The following is a 20,748-nucleotide window of genomic DNA, read 5'->3' on the forward strand; positions in this document are numbered from 1 at the left end:
TTCCCCCGGGTGCGGCCCCCGGGCCCTGCCGTCCCGCACGCGGCCGGTGGACGGTGGCAGGGGCACATCCAGATGCCGCACCAGACTGCGAAGGGGACCGTGATGGAAACCGCTGGCCCCGGCGGGCGGTACCGCCTGGGGAGACTCGGCGCCTCGTTCCTGCTGCTGATCCCCCTGCTCGGGGTGACAGCGGCGGCCGGGCCGGGCAGCGCCGAGCCCGGGACGGCCGCCGACGCCGCGGAGACCCGGGTCGCGTACGCGGGCACCGGCCACCGCAGCCTCGGCGAGGTCGCCTCCACCACCTCCAGCACCCCGCTGTTCGGTGACGGCCCGGTCCACTACGACACGCAGCCGTCCGCCCTCGGCGACCAGATGGTCTTCGCCGGCCGCCGCGACGAGAAGGACCCGCAGATCTATCTGCGGGCCGCCGACGGTTCGGTACGACGGCTCACCAGCGGCATGGACGCGGCGCACCCCCAGCTGACCCCCGACGGCCGGTCGGTGGTGTTCGACGCGGCCGGGTCCGCGGGACCGGGCGGCGGGACCCAGCGCGACCTGTGGCTGGTGCGCACCGACGGCACCGGCCTCACCCGGCTGACCGACACGTCCGCGAACGAGGAGGACCCGACGGTCTCCCCCGACGGGCGGCGCATCGCGTACGCCGACGACGGCGACCCGCTGGTCGGCCGGCAGATCTACGTGCGGGCGCTCGGCGGCGGAACGGCCACCCGGATCACCGGCCCTGCCAACGGCACGGCTTCGGAGCCGGCCTGGAACCCGGTCGACGACGACGTCAACCGCGACTGGATCGCGTACACCGCCACCACGACCGTCTACGGGCAGTCCGTGACCCGGCTGCGGATCACGAACGGGACCGCCGACGAGCCGCTGTTCGGGGGCGCGCGGGCAACCTGGCGGGCCCACGGGGCAGCGTGGCTGCCCGACGGGGACGGCGTGCTGTTCCTGAGCCCCGAGATCACCTGTGAGTGCGAGGGCGACTGGGACCACGTGTTCCGCTCGACCGCCCACTCCGACCAGGTCCCCCGGCTGGTGCTCAACGAGGACCGGGACGTCCTCTCGCCCACCTGGCTCGGCTCCCCGGACGGCGGCGGGGCGGTGGTGGAGCGCACCTCGGCGGCCGGCCCGCACGTGGTGACGCTCCAGGACGCCCGCACGGACGGCTCCGACCCGCGCGACCTGGGGCTGACGATCCTCGAGGAGGATCCCGCGGCCGACACCAACACCGACCCCGCCAAGGACCCGCTGTTCCGGCCCGCGGCCGGCCACGACCCGTGGACCGAGCGGCAGAACTACACGCCCGACGGGCGCCGGATCGTCCTCACCCGCTTCGAGGACGGCGCCGACGGACGCATCGAGCGGATCTGGATGGCCGACGCCGACGGCTCCGGCGCGGCGCCGCTGCCGCTCGCGGGACGCGGCGCGAACGACTGGGACACCGACCCGACGTTCTCCCCGGACGGCAAGTACCTCGCCTTCACCCGGACCTCGCCGGGCGGCGTCGGCGACGCCGCCGGCGCCAGCCGCATCCTCGTCGCTGAGGTCGCCACCGGCGCGATCACCGGCGAGATCGTGCCGCCGGCCGGACAGCTCCAGGGCCAGGACGCCCAGCCCACCTGGTCGTCCGACGGCACCACCCTGGCCTTCACCCGCAACATGGTGATCAACGGGGGCGGCGGCAACAAGCACGTGTGGACCGTGCCGGTGAACGACCTGACGCGGCAGCACGACCTGAGCGACACCGACTGCCCGGGCGACTGCGAGGTCATCGACGACAGCCCGGCGTTCTCCCCGGACGGGCGCAGCATCGCCTTCAACCGCAAGAACGGCGCCGGCCGGATCGACGAGGAGAACGGCATCCTCCTGACGTCCGTGTCCGGCGACGACTGCCAGGTGCTGCTGCCCGCCGCCGCCCGCGGCCGGTCCGGCGCCTGCGGCCGGGAACTGCCGGACACCACGGCCACCGGGCCGCACCAGCCGCGCGACGCCGCCTGGACCGCCGACGGCCGGAGCCTGCTGTTCAGCTCCCGCACCGGGGCCGCGGTCAACAGCCCCGAGAAGCTGAGCATCCTGGACGTCGCCTCCGGCGGCATCACCCCGCTCACCACCGAACTCGCGGGCCGGCAGAAGGAACCCACCGTCCAGCAGTCCGTGGACCTCGCCGTCCGGGCGCCCGGCACCACGCCGGAGGTCACCGTCGGCGACTCCACCACGGTCCGCGTCGACGTGGTCAACAACGGCCCCGCCGCCTCGCCCGGCACCCGTCTGACCGTCGTGCCGCCGACCGGCGTGCAGGTCACCCGGATCAGCCGGCCCGGCGGCACCTGCGACGCCTCCTCGCTCCAGTGCGGCCTGGGCGTGGTGGAACCCGGCACCACCGTGCCGGTGGACGTCACGCTCACCGGACTCACCCCCGGCGACGCCCCGGTCGACTGGTCGGTCACCGGCACGGTCCTCGATCCGCAGCCCGGCGACAACGCGGGCCGGACCGTGGTGCCGGTGCGCGAGGCGACCCCGCCTCCCACGCCGACCCCGCCTCCCACGCCGACCCCGCCCCCGGCCCCCACGCCGCCCCCGACCCCGACCACGCCCGCCCCGACCCCCACGGTGCCCCCGGCGCCCGAGGAGCCGGAGGCCGGGCCCGGTGTGCGGGTCACGGCCCAGCCGAACCCCGGCTATGTCGGCGGGCGCGTCGTGGTGACGTACACCGTCAGCAACGGCCGCAACGCGCTGGCCACCGGACTGCGGCTGAGGATCGGCCTGCCCCCGGGCCTGCCCGACAGCGGGCCGCCCGAGGGCTGCGACCGGGACTGGGTGTGCGCGCTGCCCGACCTCACGCCGGGCGCGAGCACCGTCGTACGGGTCGTGCTCAGCCCGAAGAAGGCGATGACCGGCCGGGTCACCGGAGTGCTCACCACCACCGGCACGGACGCGGACAGGAACGACAACACGGCCGAGGAGCGGCTGCGCATCCTCCAGCCGCGCATCGTCGCGGTGCCGGACATCGGCAAGCCCGGCTTCGTCACCTCCGTGCGCGGCAAGGACTTCCCGCCGGGAGTGCCGGTGAGGTTCACGTGGAACCCGGGGATCACCGCGGCGGCCGCGCCGACGATCCCGAAGAGCGACGGCACGTTCATCGGCCAGCTGCTCATCCTCGCCAAGGACCAGACCGGGCCGCGCACCATCACCGCCCGCGGACCCGGATTCTCCCCGGTGAAGACCGACTTCCTGGTCGTCAACGGCAGTGTGCAGCCGCCGGACGAGGTGACCCGCCGGTGATCCACGAGGTCGACGAGGGACTGCGGCGGCTGCTCGCCGAGAGCGGTCTGGAGGCGTCGGGCGTCGAGGTGGTCTTCGACGCCCCCACCCGGGACTGGGCGGCCCGCCGCAGCGCCCCGACGGTCTGCGTCTTCCTGTACGACATCCGCGAGGACGCCGTACGACGCGGCACCGGTGCCGGGGAGGTGTACGACGAGGACGGACACCTCGTCGCCCGGCGCTCCCCGCCGCGCTGGTTCCACCTGACCTACCTGGTCACGGCGTGGGCGAGCCGCCCGCAGGACGAGCACCGGCTGCTGTCCCAGGTGCTCGGCGAGCTGGTCGCCCACGACACGCTGCCCGCCGGACTGCTCACCGGCTCGCTCGCCGGACTCGGCCTGACCGTGGGCCTGGAGACCGCCGGGACGGGCACGGACGCGCCGGCCGCCGCGGACGTCTGGTCGGCGCTCGGCGGCGAGCTGAAGGCGTCCCTCGGCGTGCGCGTGCGGGCGCCGCTCGCCGGCGTGACCCGGGCCGCCGCGCCGCCCGTCACCGAAGGCCTCGTCGTCCGCACCGCCGCCCGCGGGGGCGAGGAGGCGACCCCGGGCCGCCGGCTGCGCTACACGGAGGTCACCGACCCCGGCCGCGACGGGTTCACCGGGCCCCGTGAACGGCCGCCGGCTCCGGCCCGACGGCGGCGCAGGGGGGACCGACAGGCGTGACGGACACCGTGGAACCCGTGGTCGAGGACACGGGAGTGGATCCTCTGTGGGCGCGGCTCGGGGTCGTGGAGGCGCGGGTGCGGGAAGCCGTGGCGGTGCGGCGCGCCCTCGATCCCGATCCGGACGATCCCTACCGTGGCCAGTACCTCACCCCCGAGGCGGCGGTGCGGATCCTGGACGAGCCGGGTGGGCTCGACGTGCCCGCCCAGGAGGCCTGGCAGCCGCCGGCCGGGTCCGTGCTGGACGGTCTCGCAGGGCGGTTCGGGCTGTCCCCGCTCGACCTGGATCTGCTGCTGGTCGCGACGGCACCCGACCTGGACGCGCGGTTCGAGCGGCTCTACGGCTATCTCAACGACGACCTGACCCGCCGTCGGCCCACGGTGGGGCTCGCGCTGGAGCTGTGCGGACTCGGCGGCGCCTCGCGCGCCCGGTTCCGTCTCGCGCCCGGAGCGCCGCTGATCGACCACGGTCTGGTGGAGGTCAGCGAACCGGAACGGCCGCCGCTGTCCCGTGTCCTGGTCGTGCCCGACCGGGTCACCGCGCACCTTCTCGGGGACACGCGGCCCGACGCCCGGCTGGCCGGGGTGCTCGGCGAGGTGCGGGAGGACCCGACCGCCGATGCCGCGGACGTCCACCGCGCGGCGGCCGCGGCCGGTACCGGCGCCGGTCACGTCCACCTGCGCGCCCGGGGCGGTGACGCCGAGGGGCTGGCCGCCGCCGCCCTGCACGCGGCCGGTCTGCGCCCGCTCGTCCTGGACACGGCGGCGCTCGCCCGGCGCGCGGCCGACGTGCCGGCACTCGCCCGGGTGCTCGCCCGCGAAGCCCGGCTGACCGGCGCCGGTGTGGTCCTCGGCCCGCTGACGGCGCTGCCCGGCGAACCCGCCGAACGGGCCCGTACGCTCTCGTCGCTGTGCGCCGGACTGCGCGGCATCCCCCTGTTCACCCACGGCACGATCGGCTGGGACCCGGCGTGGGCGGCCGACACCCCGGTCGTGCTGGACGTCGAGGCGCCCTCCGTGGAACGACAGGCCGAGCGGTGGCGGCACGCGCTCGACCGGGCCGCCGGGGACGCCGTCACCGGTGACGTCGAGGAACTCGCCCGGGCCGTCGCCGCGCACCGGCTGGACTCGGGGCAGTTGCGGCGGGCCGCCGACGCGGCGGTGCGGACGGCCGCCCTCGACGGACGGCCGGTGGGGCCCGACGACCTGCGGAGCGCCGTACGGGCGCAGAACGGTGCGGGGCTCGACCGGCTCGCCCGGCGGGTGGAGCCGGGGGTCGGGTGGGACGATCTGGTGCTGCCGCCGACCACGCACCGCCGGCTGAGGGAGCTCGCGCTGCGGGCCCGCCACCGTGAGCAGGTGCTCGGGGGCTGGGGGATGCGGCCCGGCGGCGGCCGGGGGCGCGGGGTCATCGCGCTGTTCGCCGGCGAGTCGGGGACCGGGAAGACCATGTCCGCCGAGGTCGTCGCCGCCGACCTGGGCATGGACCTGTACGTGGTGGACCTGTCCACGGTCGTCGACAAGTACGTCGGGGAGACCGAGAAGAACCTGGAGCGGATCTTCACCGAGGCGTCGGCGGTCAACGCGGTCCTGCTCTTCGACGAGGCCGACGCGATCTTCGGCAAGCGCTCGGAGGTGAAGGACGCCCACGACCGGCACGCCAACATCGAATCGGCGTACCTGCTCCAGCGCATGGAGTCGTTCGACGGGATCGCGGTGCTGACCACCAACCTGCGGGCCAACCTGGACGAGGCGTTCACCCGCCGCCTGGACGTGGTCGCGGACTTCCCGGTGCCGGACGCCGGCCAGCGTCTCGCCCTGTGGGACCGGTGCCTGGGCGACCGGCTGCCCCGGGGCGACGACCTGGACCTCGCCTTCTGCGCCGACCGCTTCGAACTCGCCGGCGGCTCGATCCGCGCCTGCGCGGTCACCGCGGCCTACCTCGCGGCCGAGTCCGGCGAGCCGCTCACCATGCGGCAGACGGTCACCGCGATCGCCCAGGAGTACCGCAAGCTCGGACGCCTGGTCCTGGAGGGCGAGTTCGGGCCGTACCTGACGGACGCCACCGGCGCGTAGGGCCGGCGGCGTCCCGCCGGCCCGTCAGGACTTGACCCGCATCGTGGCGTTGCTGAGGTCCACGCTGTTGGGCAGCATCGCCTGCGGACGCAGGAGGTCCTTGAGGAGGAACCTCATCAGTTCCGCACCGGACATGTTCTTCAGCCGCTCCGCCAGCGCGGGGTTGACCTCCTCGATGCGCATGATCTCCAGCACCGCACGGTCCACCAGACCGGGAATGATGTCCCTGCCCCTCAGCGTGTTGGAGCGCAGCCGCTCCTTGTACTGCTTCTTCCGGTCGCCGGAGCCGTAGGTCATCGTGCTGTGCTCGTCCGCCGCGGCCTGGGTCATGGAGAAGAGGATCTGGCTCGCCCGGTTCGGGTCCTGCTCGTTGGCGTGCCGCTCCATGAACTTGTCGTCGTCCATCGCCGCCTTGGCGGCTCCGAGGTCGAAGTTCCGCACGGGCAGGGAGAACTCGGCGGGCATCTTCTCCGGGCGGGTGGCCAGCTCGCTCTTGGTGGCCGCGGGGTCGGCGGGCTTGGCGTTGATCGTCGGGTACTCCCGCTGGGCGAAGTCGCTGAGCATCAGCCAGCCCTGCGACTCCAGGGGCGAGTCCGCGAGCGGGATCTCGAAACGGACCTTCCCGAACCGGGTGTCGCGGAACTCGCTGCCCGGCGCCTCCAGGAAGAAGAAGACGAAGCCCTCGTTCGCGAGGACGTGGGTGTCGTAGCCCTCGGAGTTGTTGGGCGCCTTGGGGTCCGCCTTCAGCAGCTCCGTCTTCGACTTGATGTGGCCCGCCTGCTTCAACTGCTCTGCGCGTTCCTCGTCCTTGGTGTAGTGGACCAGCACGCTCTGCCGCAGCGCGGTGCCCAGCGCCTGCTCGACGCCGCTCATCCAGTCCTTGCGCCCACGGGTCCTGATCTCGTTGGCCATGCCGGCCCGGTTCAGCTCGGACAGCTCGCGGAAGTAGCTCGGCCCGCTCATGGCGAACGCCAGGGCGCTGTCGGCCCAGGCCTCCTCGTTCCAGAGCATGCCGTTCGCGGTCATCGCCTCGAAGGGGGCGCGGGCCTCCGCGGGGAAGTCGGCGTCCCGGCCGATCTGTTCGGTCACCCGGTCGTTCTCGGCCTTCAGGGCCGTGCGGGCCGCGGTCAGGAAGTTCCTGGCGGACGCGGTCTCCCGTTCGGGCCTCCCCTCGAGGTTCTCCTCGGCGCTGCTGACCGCCAGCAGCATGCCGACCACCTGCTGCGCGCAGTACATGGGGTCACGTTTGGGATCCCGGTCGTACTCCGCGATGGCCTGGCGGATCTCCGCCAGCTCCGGGGACTCCTGCGCGGGAGCGCGCGAGAAGGACTTGAGGAAGGACGACAGGGACTTGCCGCCGGCCTCGGCGGCCGGCAGCTGGCCCGAGAGTTCCTCCGTGCCCTTGCGCTGGATCACCGCCGCACCGGAGGACGCGGGCGCCGCCGTGTCCTCCTCGGCCCGTTGCACGGGCGCGGGGCCCGCCATGACGCGGTGCGCGTTCGCCTCGGCCTCCCGTTCGAAGCGGTCCGAGGGATCGGACACGCGCAGGCCGTTGCCGTGGTCCGTGCCCGCGACCGGACCCTGCCGCTGCTGCACGACGTGGGTGAGTTCATGGGCGAGGGTGTGCTTGTCGGCGCCGCCGTCGCCGAGGACGACGTGGCTGCCGGAGGTGTAGGCGCGCGCCCCGATGGCACGGGCCGAGCGGGCGGCCGCGGCGCCGGTGTGCAGCCGTACGCCGGAGAAGTCGGTGTCGAACCGGGACTCCATCTCCCGGCGCACCGGCCCGGCGAGCGGTTTGCCGGCCGAGCGCAGGACGTCGTGCACCTCGGTGCCGGGCTGCTCCGGGGCCTGCGTGGTGCGCGCGCGGCGGGCGATCATGCCGGTCACCGCGGCGTTGCCCGCGGCGACCTGGGCGGCCCGGAGCGCGTCGGCCGTGAGCGGGGGCGGTGCGGCGGCGCCGTTCCCGGACGTCTCCCGTCGGGCGCCGGCCTGGCCGCGCTCCGGTTCCCGGTCCTCGCTCCGGCCGGTGCGCGGCTTGGAAGTCTGCACCTGCTGCCTCCTCGTCGGCGCCCATGCTGCGGCTCTCCAGTTCACCGCGGGGGCGGACGGGGCGTCCAGGTCCGAAGGGGCAGCGCGAGGGCAACGGCGGGTGACGCCGGGACGGTCACCCCGGGGCGTCCGTAAAGGCAGACGTGTTGCCCCCGGGCAGGTCCGCAGGTCCCTGCCGCTCCGCCGGCACGCCGCGCAGACTCGGCCTGGACACAGGTGACCGCAAGGACGCTAAGGAGCGAGCATGCCGACGTACCTCACCCCGGGCGTGTACGTGGAGGAGGTGCAGTCCGGTGCCCGACCGATCGAAGGGGTCGGCACGGCCGTCGCCGCGTTCGTCGGCTTCGCCGAGAAGGGGCCGTTCCACACGCCGACGCTGGTCACGAGCTGGGACCAGTACTCCCAGGTGTTCGGCGGCTTCACCGAGGGCACCTATCTCGCCCACGCGCTCTACGGGTACTTCTCCAACGGCGGCGGCGCCGCTTACGTGGTGCGCATCGGCGGGACCGCCGAGGCCCCCGCGGGCCCGTCGGCCGGCGGCGGCCGGCAGCCGAAGGCGGCTGCACCGGTCGAGATCGGCGGCTTCCTGATCGCGGCCAGGCCCGGCGTGACCGGAGTGTCGGTGGAGGTCGCCGACGTGGACGGCGAGAACCCGCCGGAGGACCGCTTCAAGTTCCTGGTCCGGCGCGGCGGCGAGGTGGTGGAGACGTACGACGCCTCCACCCGCAAGAACGTCAAGGGATACCTGGTCACCCAGGCCCGCGCCTCCCAGCTGATCGAGGTCACCGAGCAGCGCGGCGCCACCCAGGCCAAGCCCGTCGCCCAGACCCTCGCGGTCCCCGACGCCGCCGGCGTGCCCGCCTCCGACGGCTCCGGGGAGCTGGCCCGCATCGACCCCGCCGAGTACGTGGGTGACGCGGCGGCCCGTACCGGGTTCGGCGGCCTGGAGACCATCGACGAGATCACCATGGTCGCGGTGCCCGATCTGATGGGTGCCCACCAGCGCGGCGACATCGACGCCGAGGGCGTGCGCACCGTGCAGCTCGCCGTCATCTCGCACTGCGAGCAGATGGGCGACCGCGTGGCCGTCCTCGACGCCCCGCCCGGGCTGTCCGCCCAGCAGGTGCGCGCCTGGCGCAACGACGAGGCGGGCTACGACTCCCGGTACGCCACCCTCTACTACCCGTGGGTGCGGGTCTTCGACCCGGCCCTCGGACGCAACACCACCGTCCCGCCGAGCGGTCACGTCGCCGGTGTGTGGGCGCGCAGCGACGCCGAGCGCGGTGTGCACAAGGCGCCCGCCAACGAGGTGATCCGCGGTGCGGTCGACCTGGAGCTCCGCCTCAGCAAGGGCGAGCAGGACCTGCTGAACCCGATCGGCGTGAACTGCATCCGGGCCTTCCCCGGCCGCGGCATCCGGATCTGGGGCGCCCGCACGCTCTCCTCCGACCCGGCCTGGCGCTACCTGAACGTGCGCCGCCTGTTCAACTACCTGGAGGAGTCCATCCTCCTGGGCACCCAGTGGGTCGTGTTCGAGCCCAACGACGACCGGCTGTGGTCCAGCATCCGCCGCAACGTCACCGCGTTCCTCACCGAGGAATGGCGCCGGGGCGCCCTGTTCGGCCGTACCGCCGACGAGGCGTTCTACGTGAAGTGCGACCGCGACAACAACCCGCAGGAGTCCATCGACCAGGGCCGGGTCGTCTGCGAGATCGGCGTCTCGCCGGTCAAGCCCGCCGAGTTCGTGGTCTTCCGGCTGGCCCAGTTCTCCGACACCACCAGCCTCATCGACGAGTGACCCGCGGGTCCGCAAGGAAAGGTTGACAGACAGTCATGGCAACGGGCGATGCTCTTTCCACCCACGTCTTCGGCGTGCAGCTCGGCGGGTACCTGGTGGAGTCGATCCAGGAGATCAGCGGGTTCACCGTCGAAGAGGATGTCGTCGAGGTCAAGCAGGTCACCGCGGAGGGCAAGCAGATCATCCGCAAGCAGCCGGGTGCCCGGCAGGCCGGCGAGATCACGATCACGCGGGGACTCGACCAGAGCAGCGAGTTCACCCAGTGGATCAAGGAGACCCTGAACAACGGCGCCGTCAACACCGCGCGGCAGAACCTCACCATCGAGATCAAGGACACCGAGGGCAACACCGTCCGCCGCATCCAGCTGATGCAGGGCTGGGCCTCCAAGTGGGAGGGCCCCTCCCTGAAGGCGGGCGAGTCGTCCCCGGCCACCGAGTCGGTCACGATCACGTTCGAGGAGATCGTCGTCGAATGAGACGCCGTACGGTGACGGCGGGCAACCTGGAGGACCTCCTCCAGGTCACGGCGCCCGCCCAGGCGCCGGAGCAGACGGCGGCCCCCGCCCCGGCCGCCGCCTCGCCGCGCCGCGAGGACGACGACGGCGGGCTGCGCACGGAGTTCGAGTTCGAGCTGCCGCGCGGGTACGTCGACGAGGCGGGCACCGTGCACCGGTACGGCGCGATGCGGCTGGCCACCGCCCGCGACGAACTGCGGCCCCAGATCGACCTGCGGGTCAAGGAGAACCCGGCGTACCTGAGCGTGGTGCTGCTGAGCCAGGTGATCACCCGGCTCGGCACGATCACGGACGTGCACGCCGGGATCGTCGAGCGGATGTACGCCACGGACGTGGCGTTCCTCCAGGACTTCTACCGCCGCGTCAACAGCGAGGGCCACACCCGCGCGGCGGTCACCTGTCCGCACTGCGAGGGCGGCTTCGAGGTCGACCTCTCGGGTGGGCGCCTGGGGGAATCGTGACGTACGCCCTTCCCCGGCTCCGGGAGGAGATCGCGTACATCGCCTACCACTTCCACTGGGAGCGCGAGGAGATCCTCGACCTCACGCATGGCGAACGCCAGCAGTGGGTGGCCGAGATCGCCCGTATCAACACCCGTATGAACGAAAGCGGTTGAGCAGATGGCATGGCGGGACAGGCTGCGCCGCCGCGCCGGGGCGGGCGGGCCGGGAGCCCGGGGCTCCGCCGTGCCCGCAGGCTCGGACGCCGGGGGCGACGGGGGTTCGGGTTCTTCGGGCGCATCGGGTTCTTCGGGTGCGCCGGGTCCCGTGGGTCCCTCCCTGCCCGGTGACTGGGACGGCGGTTGGCGCCGCACCGCCCCGCCTCGACTCACCGTCTCCCGCGCCCCGTTGGGAGTCAGCGACGGCCTCACCTTCCGTGCGGGGCTCGCCGCCTGGCAGAACCCTTCCTTCGACGGCGGCCTCGGACATGCGCTGCTGCCCACGGCTCCGGCCGGGCTGGTGCGGGGTGTGGCCCGTCCGGCCGGCCCGCGCGCCGTGAACGCCGGCGGGGGTCCGCTGCTGCTCCGGGCGGTGCGGACGGAGGGGGGCGAGGAGCCGGAGGGCGGGACGCACGGGGATGGCCGCTCGGCGCCGGCGTCGGCGCCGGCGTCGGTACGTCCGGCTCGCGGTGGCTCCTCCGGCGCCGGCCGAACCGGGGGGAAGAGGAGTCCGGGCGGAACCCCGCGGAGTCGTGACATCACGCCGTCCGTGGGTTCCCCCGCTGTCCTTCCCGCCCCGGCTCCCGCTGTCCGAGCCCCGGCTCCCGCTGTCCGACGGGCCGCCGCCCCGCCGGCCGCCGCGCCGATTCCGCTCGTACGACGGGTCGCGGTGGTCCCGGGGGCGGCCGGACCGTCCGTCCGGCGCGCCGCGAAGGAGGCGCCGGAGACGGGTGCGCGGCCCGCGCCGAGCGGAAGCCGGCCGGAGGTGTCCCTCCCCGTCGTCCGGCCACGGTCGGTGGGGAACCACTTGACGGTCGCCCGCCGGGTGACGGGGCCCGTACGCCGTGTCCCTGCCCTGAGGTCTGCGGTGGTCGCCGAGACGGCCGCACCCAGCGCGCCCGTACGAGGTGCGGGAGAGCGCCCGCCGTTGGGTGCGTCGTCGGCGGAGGGTGCCCCGCTCGCCGAGCTGCCCTCCACTGCCGCGCCGTTGGCGGAGGGTGCTCCTGTGGTGCCTGGGGCGGGTTCCGTTTCTGGTCCGGTGTTTCCTGTGGTGCAGCGGCAGGTCGAGGAGGTCCGGGGTTCTTCCGGTGGTTCTGCGTCGGGTGCGGCTGTGCAGCGTGCCGGGGAGCGGCCGCCGTTGGGTGCTCCGCTCGCCGAGCTGCCGCCCACCGCCGCGCCGTTGGCGGAGGGTGCTCCTGCCGTGCCCGTGTCCGGTCCGGCGCTTCCCGTCGCGCAGCGGCAGGTCGAGGAGGTCCGGGGTTCTTCCGGTGGTTCCGCGTCGGGTGCGGCTGTGCAGCGTGCCGGGGAACGGCCGCCGTTGGGTGCTCCGCTCGCCGAGCTGCCGCCCACCGCCGCGCCGTTGGCGGAGGGTGCCCCTGCCGTGCCCGTGTCCGGTCCGGCGCTTCCCGTCGTACAGCGGCAGGCCGAGGACGCCCAGGGTGCCCCCAGCGGTCCCGCCCCGGGCCCGTCTTCCCCGTCCTCCCCGTCTTCGGCTCCGCGGCGTTCCGGTGCGCGTGCGCGCGGCGGCCTGGGGGCGCCGCTGCCCGCGATGCCGGCCGGCGCCGGTCTGCCCGGCTCCGCCGCGTCCGGGACCCGAGCCTCCGGCACGGCATCCGGGCCCGGCATCCAGCGCACACCGGCACCGCCCGGGCCGGGCAGGGACCGTACGCCGCCCGCGGAGCCCGCCCCGGACACGGCACGCCACGCACCGTTGCTGGGGACGGTCGACGTCCAGCGCCACCTCGCGGACCACCCGGCGCCCCGGGGCGGCAGCCCCACGGACCACGGAACCGCCCCTGCCACGCCGTTGGTGACACCGTCTCCGGGCGCGGCGCCCCAGGCTCCGGCGGGCACAGCCGTACGACCCGGGGGGACGCGCCCCGGTCCCGGTCCCGGCGACGGACGTCCCCCGAGGCCCGGCGGCCCGGCCCCGGTCGTCGTGGCCCGCCGCGTGGCCGACCCCACGGCGGGCGCCCACCCCACGACCGCGTCCACCGGCGGCGGCCCCCGCCCGGCCACCCCCTCCGTCCCGGTGGCCCGCCGCACCCTCGCGCTGCTGCCCGCACGGCCCCTCACCCTCAACACCCTGGCCCCGGAAGGCCTGGCGCCGTCCGCCGCGTCGCGCCCCGTCGGCGGCCCTCCCGTGGTGGCGGCGCGGTGGAGCGGTGCGCCGGACCTCCCCGGCGGCAGCACCCCCGCACCGTCCGCCCGACCGCCCGCGCACCCCGCGCACCCCGCGTCGGCACCGTCCGCAGGCGCCGCTGTGACCCCGCCGGTCCAACGGGCCGCCACCGCGCACGCGCCGCGCCACCCGGGCGCACCGGCGACCGGCTCGGCCGTACCGGCGACCGGCTCGGCCGTACGGGCGACCGGCGCCCCCGGTGTCGTCCAGCGAGCCGTCCCGGTCGTCAAGCCCGCGCCACCTCGCGGGGGAGTGCCCGGTACGGCGGCGGTCCCCCCGGCGCGGCCCCTGCCGGTCACGCCTCCGTTGACGCCGCCCCTCGCGAACGGCCCGTCGGCAGCCGGGGCACGGGCGGAGGCCGTCCCCGTGGTCCGGCCGCGGGTCGTGACGCCGGGCGCCCGATCGGCGAGCGGCGGCGGCAACAGCCCCGCGGTGCCCGAGGTCCAGCGCGCGGTCCCCGGCGCGGGGAAGGCGCTGCCCGACGTACCCGGCGCGTCCAAGGGCGTACCGGCGCGGGCGGTGCCCGCGGCGCGCGGCGGGCAGCAGTCCTCCGGGACGGCCTCCGCCTCCGCGTCCGGCCGGCGTACGGAGCGGTCCGCCGACGCGGCGCAGGACCCCGGCCTCGACCTGGACGACCTCGCGCGTCGCCTGCTCGACCCGGTGGCCCGCCTGCTGCGCACGGAACTGCGGCGCGGCCGGGAGCGCACGGGTCGCCCCCACGACGGACGCCGCTGAGGGCACGGCACGGAACGGATGACGGACGGATGACGGACAACATCTTCGCGAGCAGCGTGTTCTTCCGGCTCGCGATCGGCGGCAATGACCTGGGCGCCTTCCACACCTGCTCCGGCATGGGTGCCGAGGTGGAGATCGAGACCTATGCCGAGGGCGGCAACAACGGCTTCACGCACCACCTGCCCGGCCGGGTGAGCTGGTCGAACATCACGCTCACCCGGCCGGTCACCGCCGACACCGCGAAGATCGCCCGCTGGCTCGACGAGACGCTGAAGCGGGTGGAGCCCAAGGACGGCGAGATCGTGGCGCTGCGGCCGGACCTGTCGCGGATCATCAGCTGGCAGGTGTTCGGGATCGTCCCGGTGCGCTGGCAGGGCCCGTCCTTCGATCCCAGCAGCTCGCAGGCGGCGGTGGAGACCCTGGAGATCGCCCACGAGGGACTGCGCCCTTCCTGACCACACCCCTCGCGCCCCGTTCACGTACGCCCCTCGGAAAGGAATCCCGGCCATGTCCCCAGCGTCCCGCTCCAGCCGGGCCAGGGCCCAGCTGACGCTGAAGGAGCCCCCGGCCTCCGTCGGCGCCAAGCCCGGCGGGACGCTCGCGCGGCTGAACCTCCAGTTCAACCCGTCCACCCTGGAGCTGAGCAAGACCACCGAGTGGCGGCGCTCCCCGTCGCGGATGGCGGAGGAGTCGGCGCTGCCCGAGTTCGTCGGCAGTGGCCCGCGCGTGCTGAGTCTCGAGGTGTTCCTGGACGCCACCGCCACCCACGACAACTCCGTGGAGCAGGCGGTGGAGAAGCTGATGAAGGCCTGCGTGCCGACGAAGGCGAGCCTGGGGCGCAAGAAGCCGGCGAGCCCGTGGGTGCGGTTCGAGTGGGGCAGCGCGCGGACGACGTCGTTCGACGGGGTGCTGTCCAGCCTGTCCGTGACGTACACGCTGTTCGACGTGGACGGCAGGCCGCTGCGGGCGACCTGCCGGCTGTCGATCGAGGAGGCGAGCGTCGGTCCGGCGGGGCAGAACCCGACGTCCGGCTCGCGCACCGGGCGCAGTACGCACGTCGTCGTCGCGGGCGACAGCCTGGCGCTGCTGGCGTGGCGGGAGTACGGCGACGCGACGGCCTGGCGGGTCATCGCGGAGGCCAACGACATCGACGACCCGATGGCGCTCGCACCCGGCACCGAACTGGTGCTGCCGGCCGTGAGCGACGCGGGCGCTGAGGAGGAGCAGTGACAGGCGGGGCAAGGGACGGCCGGTCGTTCACGGCGGACCCCATCGTGGAGACGCCCGGGGAGCTTCCGCCCGTCTGGGCCGCCCAGTTGGTGAGCTGCGTGGTCGACGAGAACGTGGGCCTGCCGGACGCGGCGGTGCTCACCTTCCGCGACCCCGATCACGAGTTCCTGACGAAGACCGGCATCACCATCGGCACCCCGCTCAGGGTCTCGGTGGTCACGGTGACCGGGCAGGCGCGCGAGCGGCTGTTCGACGGCGAGGTGACGGCCCTGGAGGCGGACCGGGACCGCACCGGCTCGTTCACGGTGGTGCGCGCCTTCTCCAAGGCGCACCGCCTTCAGCGCGGCCGCAAGGTGGTGGCGTACCGGAACATGACGGCGGCGGCCATCGTCCGCAAGGTGGCCGCGGGGGCGGGCCTGGCCTGCGGCACCGTGGAGGCCGCGCCGGTCACGTACAAGCAGCTGTCCCAGGCGAACGTGTCCGACTGGGACTTCCTCCAGTTCCTGGCCGCCGAGAGCGGCGCGCAGGTGCGCGTCGACGACAAGGGGCTGCTCCAGTTCACCAAGCCCCAGAAGGCGTCCGGGGCGCCCGCGCCGTCCACGTCGGCCGCCCGGAACCCGATGGTGCTGGAGTACGGGCGCAATCTGCTGGCGCTGCGGGCCTCCTTGTCGGCGGCGGACGGGGCGCAGCAGGTGGAGGTGCGCGGCTGGGACGTCACCACCAAGCGGCCGCTGGTGGCCCGGCAGCCGTCGGTCGAGAGCGACACGGTGGTGCCGGGGCTGAGCCCGGCGTTCGCCGCCCGGTTCGGCAAGTCGTCGAAGCTGACCGTCACCGACACCCCGTACCGCACCCAGGCCGAGACGAAGGCGGTCGCGGACGCGGTGGCCGCCCAGGTCGGCGCGGGCTTCGGCGAGCTGGAGGTGCTGGCCGAGGGCAACCCCATGCTGCGGGCGGGCAAGCCCGTCGCGCTCGGCAACGTCGGGCGGGCCTTCTCCGGCAAGTACACGGCCACGGCGGTGCAGCACGTCCTCGAACCGCACGGCGGATACCGTACGACGGTGTGGGTGAGCGCCAGCCCGGACCGCTCCCTGACCGGCCTGGTCACCGGCGCCAACGCGCCCTCCCGGGGCCCGCGCATGCCGGGCCTGGCGATCGGCGTGGTGACGGACGTGCGCGAGCCGGCCGGCTCCGAGCGCGGCGCCGTGAGGCTCAAGTTCCCCTGGCTGGACGACACGTACGTCACCGACTGGGTGCGCACGGTGCAGTGGGGCGGCAAGGGCGGCGGCGGGGTGGTGAGCCCCGAGGTCAACGACGAGGTGCTGGTCGGCTTCGAACAGGGCCTGCTGGACAGCCCGTACGTCATCGGAGGGCTCTACAACGGCGTGGACAAGCCCTCGCCGCACGACGTCCCGCTGATCGACAAGACGACGGGAAGGGTCAACCGCCGTTCCATCGTGTCGCGTTCGGGGCACCGGGTGGAGCTGCTGGACGCGCGGGCACCGGGGCGCTCCGGGGTGCGGATGATGTCCGCCGACGAGCGCCTCGAAGTCTTCCTCGACAACCGGCGGGACCGGATCGAGATGACGGTGTACGCGGGCAGGAGCCGGCAGGTGCTCAGCTCCGTCGTGCTCGACAAGCAGGGCATCACCCTGGACGCGGGACGGGGCGACGTGAACGTGTCGGGCGCCAACGTGGCCATCAACGGCAGGGTCGGGGTGAAGATCGGCGGCCGCACGGTGGACGTCACCGGCGCCACCGGCGTCACCGTCGACGGCGGTCTGCTCGGCGTCCTCAAGGCCAAGCTCATCCGCATCAACTGACCACCTTCCGAGAGGAGTTCCCCATGCCCGCCGCAGCCCGTACCGGCGACCCCACCGACCACGGCGGGGTGATCGCCACCCCGCCGCCCGCCGCCGCCAGGGCGGTGGCGACCGTGCTGATCGGCGGCCGGCCCGCCGCCGTCGTCGGCAGTCTGCACACGTGTGCGATGCCGCCGCACCTGGCCCTGGGGCCGGCCAACGTGATCATGCCCAACCCGGCCGGGCTCGCCTCGGGACAGGTCCTCATCGGCGGGCTGCCGGCCGCGCGGGCCCGCGACCGGACGGCGTGCGGCGCGATGATCGTCACCGGAGCCCCGAACGTCCTGATCGGGGGCGTGTGATGAGCGAGCGGTTCATCGGCCGCGGCTGGGCGTTCCCGCTGCGCGTCGGGCCGACGGGCGGCATCGCCCTGGTCGAACGGGAGCGGGAGATCGAGGAGGCGATCCGCCTGGTGCTCGGCACCGCGCCCGGTGAACGCCCCATGCGCCCCGAGTTCGGCTGCGGCATCCACGACCACGTCTTCGCCCCCGGCGACGGCGCCACCGCCGGCCGTATCGCGCAGCAGGTGCGCGAGGCGCTGGAGCGGTGGGAGCCGCGGATCTCGGTCGACGACGTGGTCGTCGCCTTCGACGCGGTCGAGGACGGCACCCTCTACATCGACGTGCACTACACCCTGCGTTCCACCAACGACCGGCGCAACCTGGTCTTTCCCTTCTACACGATCCCCTCCGAGGAGGGGGCCGAGGAAGCAGGCGCGGACTGATGGCGCTGCCCTCCCCGAACCTGGACGACCGGCGGTTCCAGCAACTCGTCGACGAGGCGAAGCGCTACGTGCAGCAGCGCGCCCCGGAGTGGACCGACCACAACGTCTCCGACCCGGGCGTCACCCTGATCGAGACGTTCGCCTACCTGGTGGACCAGCTGCTGTACCGGCTGAACCGGGTCCCGGACAAGAACTACACCGCGTTCCTGGACCTGTTGGGCATCCGTCTGTTCCCGCCGACCGCGGCCGGCGCCGACGTCGACTTCTGGCTCTCGGCGCCGCAGCCCGACACCGTCGTGCTGCCGCCGGGCACCGAGGTGACCACCGCGGGCGGCGAGAGCGACGAGGCCGTGGTGTTCACGACCACGGACGAACTGCGCATCCTGCCCAGCGAGCTGACCCGCCTGGTGACCGCGCCCCGGACCGGCGAGCAGAGCGACCGCACCGGCATGCTCGCCGACGGCCTCGACATCCCCTGCTTCCAGGCCACGCCGGAACCCGGCGACGCGCTGCTGTTCGGGCTGCCCACGGCGGTGCCGCGCTGCATCGTCGCCGTACGGCTGGACAGCCGCGTCGAGGGCATCGGCGTGGACCCGCGCCAGCCCCCGCTGGTGTGGGAGGCGTGGGACGGCGGCGGCTGGCAGCCGTGCGAGACCGGCGACGACACCACCGGCGGCCTCAACCGGCCCGGCGAGGTCACCGTGTACGTGCCGGCCGGGCACACCGCGTCCGTGATCGGCGGCACCCGGGCCGGCTGGCTGCGCTGCCGGGTCACCGAGGCGGAGCCGGGCCAGCCGTTCTACTCGGAGTCCCCGACGGTGCGCGAGGCGTCGGTGTTCACCGTCGGCGGCACCATGTCCGTCGAGCACGCCGAGACGGTGACCGACGTCCCGCTCGGCACCTCGGAGGGGGTCGCCGGGCAGACCTTCGGACTCGGCCGTCCGCCGGTCCTGCTCGACGCCGAGCCGCCCGTGGTGGAGGTGTCCTCCGACGAGGGGTGGCAGCGCTGGGAGGTGGTCGAGCACTTCGGCCGCTCCGGACCCGCCGACCGGCACGTCCGGGTGGACGCCACCACCGGCGAGTTCGCTTTCCCCCCGGCGCTGCGCGAACCGGACGGCACGCTGCGGCAGTGCGGCGCCGTGCCGCCCAAGGGCGCCCGGATCCGGGTCGCCCGCTACCGCACCGGCGGCGGCCCCGCGGGCAACGTCGCCCGCGGCGCGATCTCCGTGCTGCTCAGCTCCGTTCCGTACATCGCCCAGGTCACCAACCGGGAGGCGGCGCGCGGCGGGGTCGCGGGGGAGACCGTCGAGAACGCCCGGCGGCGCGCGCCGGAGGCGCTGCGGATGCAGGACCGCGCGGTGACCGCCGAGGACTACGAGATCATCAGCCGCCAGGCCGCGCCCTCGGTGCGCCGGGTCCGTTGTCTGCCGGCCGCGGACGCGCCGGGCGCGGTACGGGTCCTGGTGGTGCCGGACGCGGTGGCCGACGAGGGCGACGACCGGCTGCGCTTCGAGCAGCTGCTCCCCTCCGACCAGGTGCTCTCGGCGATCACCGCGAGCCTCGACGAACGGCGTCTGATCGGCACGCGCCTGCTGGTGGAGCCGCCGGTCTACCAGGGCGTCACCGTGGTGGCCCGCCTCTCGTCGGCCCCCGGCGACACGGACAAGGTCCGCGAGGCGGCGCTGGCCGCCCTGTTCCGCCACCTCAACCCGCTGGTCGGCGGCCCGGACGGCACCGGGTGGCCGTTCGGGCGACCGGTCCAGTACGGCGAGATCTTCGGTGTCCTGCAACGCGCCACCGGCAACGCGCTGGTCGAGGAGATCCGCCTGTTCCCGGCCGACCCGGTCACCGGCCGCCGCGGCGCCCCGACGGACCGCATCGACGTGGGTCCGGGCGCGCTGGTCTTCTCGTACCAGCACCAGGTGGTCGTGACGGGGGTCGGGGCGGAGGGACGGGGATGAGCCGCGCCGCGGTGCCCGGGCTGCCGAGCAGGTACCCGATCGGGGAGCAACTGCCCGCGCTGTACGCCGACGACGACTTCGCGCAGCGGTTCACCGCCGGGCTCGACACCGTTCTCGCGCCGGTGTTCTCGACGCTCGACAACCTGCCCGCCTACCTCGACCCCCGGGTGACACCGGTCGACTTCCTTCGGTGGCTGGCGTCGTGGGTGGGTGCCGTGGACGATCCGCAGTGGCCCGTGGAGCTGCGCCGGGAGGCGGTCGTCCGCGCGGTGGAGCTGCACCGGTGGCGGGGCACGAAGCGGGGGCTGGTCGGGGCCCTGCGTCTCGCGCTGGGCGTGCACGCCGAGGTGAGCGGCGACGGCGGGGCGGCGTGGTCGGACACCGCGGGCTCCGACCTGCCGCCGGAGCCCGCCGCCGAGCTCCTGATCCGCGTCCTTCCGGACCGCGGGCCGGGGTCCGGACCGGTGGACGTGGACAGGGTCCACGAGATCGTCCGGGCCATGTGCCCGGTGCACGTCGCGTTCCGGGTGGAGGTCCTCCCCGGCCCGCCCACCGAGGAAGGGAACTGACGCATGCGAGCATGTCCCGCATGCGGGGCCTCCAACGACCCCGCGGACGACTTCTGCGGCAACTGCGGCACGTATCTGGGCTGGTCGGACTCGCCGACGAGCCCGGGTACGCCGGCCTCCACGGACACGTCGGCGAGCACGCGGGCGCCCGCGGACCCGCCCGCGGTCACCTCGGCGGCGACGGGGTCCACGGCGGCCCCGGACTCCCCGGCCGTCCCGGCGCCGCAGTCGGACGCGGACCGTGCGGCGGTCCCGGCGCCGCAGCCGGACGCGGACCGTGCGGCGGTCCCGGCGCCCACGGATCCTCCGGCTGTCCCGGAGCCCCCGACGGCGTCCCCGGCCGGCACTCCGCCGACGGCTTCCGCGGCGCCGTCGTCGACGCCTGCGGCGGCCGC

At 74.6% G+C, this 20,748-nt stretch carries 16 protein-coding genes; 15 read left to right on the forward strand and 1 reads right to left on the reverse strand.

Going from position 1 to position 20,748, the window contains the following annotated elements:
• Nucleotides 1-102: 102 nt before the first annotated feature.
• The 3 genes from ACH4F6_RS16590 to ACH4F6_RS16600 are packed head-to-tail and all read left to right on the forward strand — an operon-like array spanning nt 103 to nt 6,073.
• The gene (locus ACH4F6_RS16590; protein WP_397960864.1) at nt 103-3,297 is read left to right on the forward strand and encodes a hypothetical protein; all 3,195 of its coding nucleotides are present in this window, start codon (nt 103-105) and stop codon (nt 3,295-3,297) included.
• Nucleotides 3,294-3,998, forward strand: coding sequence for a DUF4255 domain-containing protein (locus ACH4F6_RS16595; RefSeq protein WP_397960865.1), 705 nt, complete (start codon nt 3,294-3,296; stop codon nt 3,996-3,998). Before ACH4F6_RS16590 ends, ACH4F6_RS16595 begins: the two co-directional genes overlap by 4 nt.
• Entirely contained in the window at nt 3,995-6,073 is a 2,079-nt protein-coding gene (locus ACH4F6_RS16600) for an ATP-binding protein (RefSeq protein ID WP_397960866.1), read from the forward strand. The genes ACH4F6_RS16595 and ACH4F6_RS16600 overlap by 4 nt, the downstream gene beginning before the upstream one ends.
• A gap of 24 nt (nt 6,074-6,097) precedes the next feature.
• Here the strand turns inward: ACH4F6_RS16600 and ACH4F6_RS16605 are convergent, their stop codons facing one another.
• On the reverse strand, nt 6,098-8,122 hold the full coding sequence (locus ACH4F6_RS16605) for a DUF4157 domain-containing protein (protein WP_397960867.1): 2,025 nt from the start codon (nt 8,120-8,122) through the stop codon (nt 6,098-6,100).
• A gap of 244 nt (nt 8,123-8,366) precedes the next feature.
• Here ACH4F6_RS16605 and ACH4F6_RS16610 point away from each other — a divergent pair, with 244 nt between their 5' ends.
• The 12 genes from ACH4F6_RS16610 (at nt 8,367) to ACH4F6_RS16665 (ending at nt 20,353) form a co-directional block, all read left to right on the forward strand.
• Entirely contained in the window at nt 8,367-9,920 is a 1,554-nt protein-coding gene (locus ACH4F6_RS16610; RefSeq protein WP_397960868.1) for a phage tail sheath family protein, read from the forward strand.
• 35 nt (nt 9,921-9,955) lie between these two features.
• On the forward strand, nt 9,956-10,396 hold the full coding sequence (locus ACH4F6_RS16615; RefSeq protein WP_041127466.1) for a phage tail protein: 441 nt from the start codon (nt 9,956-9,958) through the stop codon (nt 10,394-10,396).
• Complete coding sequence (locus tag ACH4F6_RS16620; RefSeq protein WP_397960869.1) at nt 10,393-10,896, forward strand: hypothetical protein; 504 nt, start codon at nt 10,393-10,395, stop codon at nt 10,894-10,896. Before ACH4F6_RS16615 ends, ACH4F6_RS16620 begins: the two co-directional genes overlap by 4 nt.
• Nucleotides 10,893-11,051: a DUF6760 family protein gene (locus ACH4F6_RS16625; RefSeq protein ID WP_175439233.1), complete on the forward strand. Its 159-nt coding sequence runs from the start codon at nt 10,893-10,895 to the stop codon at nt 11,049-11,051. The genes ACH4F6_RS16620 and ACH4F6_RS16625 overlap by 4 nt, the downstream gene beginning before the upstream one ends.
• Before the next feature lie 1,993 nt (nt 11,052-13,044).
• A complete protein-coding gene (locus ACH4F6_RS16630) occupies nt 13,045-14,010 on the forward strand; it encodes a hypothetical protein (protein WP_397960870.1) in 966 nt (321 codons plus the stop codon).
• Between the two features lie 29 nt (nt 14,011-14,039).
• Nucleotides 14,040-14,465, forward strand: a complete 426-nt coding sequence (locus tag ACH4F6_RS16635; RefSeq protein ID WP_397960871.1) for a phage tail protein — start codon at nt 14,040-14,042, stop codon at nt 14,463-14,465.
• Nucleotides 14,466-14,517: 52 nt separating this feature from the next.
• Nucleotides 14,518-15,240: a LysM peptidoglycan-binding domain-containing protein gene (locus ACH4F6_RS16640; RefSeq protein ID WP_397960872.1), complete on the forward strand. Its 723-nt coding sequence runs from the start codon at nt 14,518-14,520 to the stop codon at nt 15,238-15,240.
• Nucleotides 15,237-17,060, forward strand: coding sequence for a VgrG-related protein (locus tag ACH4F6_RS16645; RefSeq protein ID WP_397960873.1), 1,824 nt, complete (start codon nt 15,237-15,239; stop codon nt 17,058-17,060). Before ACH4F6_RS16640 ends, ACH4F6_RS16645 begins: the two co-directional genes overlap by 4 nt.
• 23 nt (nt 17,061-17,083) lie before the next feature.
• A complete protein-coding gene (locus ACH4F6_RS16650; RefSeq protein WP_397960875.1) occupies nt 17,084-17,401 on the forward strand; it encodes a PAAR domain-containing protein in 318 nt (105 codons plus the stop codon).
• On the forward strand, nt 17,401-17,823 hold the full coding sequence (locus ACH4F6_RS16655) for a GPW/gp25 family protein (RefSeq protein ID WP_397960876.1): 423 nt from the start codon (nt 17,401-17,403) through the stop codon (nt 17,821-17,823). The genes ACH4F6_RS16650 and ACH4F6_RS16655 overlap by 1 nt, the downstream gene beginning before the upstream one ends.
• Complete coding sequence (locus ACH4F6_RS16660) at nt 17,823-19,784, forward strand: putative baseplate assembly protein (protein WP_397960877.1); 1,962 nt, start codon at nt 17,823-17,825, stop codon at nt 19,782-19,784. Before ACH4F6_RS16655 ends, ACH4F6_RS16660 begins: the two co-directional genes overlap by 1 nt.
• Complete coding sequence (locus tag ACH4F6_RS16665) at nt 19,781-20,353, forward strand: phage tail protein (RefSeq protein ID WP_397960878.1); 573 nt, start codon at nt 19,781-19,783, stop codon at nt 20,351-20,353. Before ACH4F6_RS16660 ends, ACH4F6_RS16665 begins: the two co-directional genes overlap by 4 nt.
• Nucleotides 20,354-20,748 lie beyond the last annotated feature (395 nt).

This window comes from Streptomyces sp. NPDC017936 (assembly GCF_044328485.1).
GTDB lineage: Bacteria > Actinomycetota > Actinomycetes > Streptomycetales > Streptomycetaceae > Streptomyces.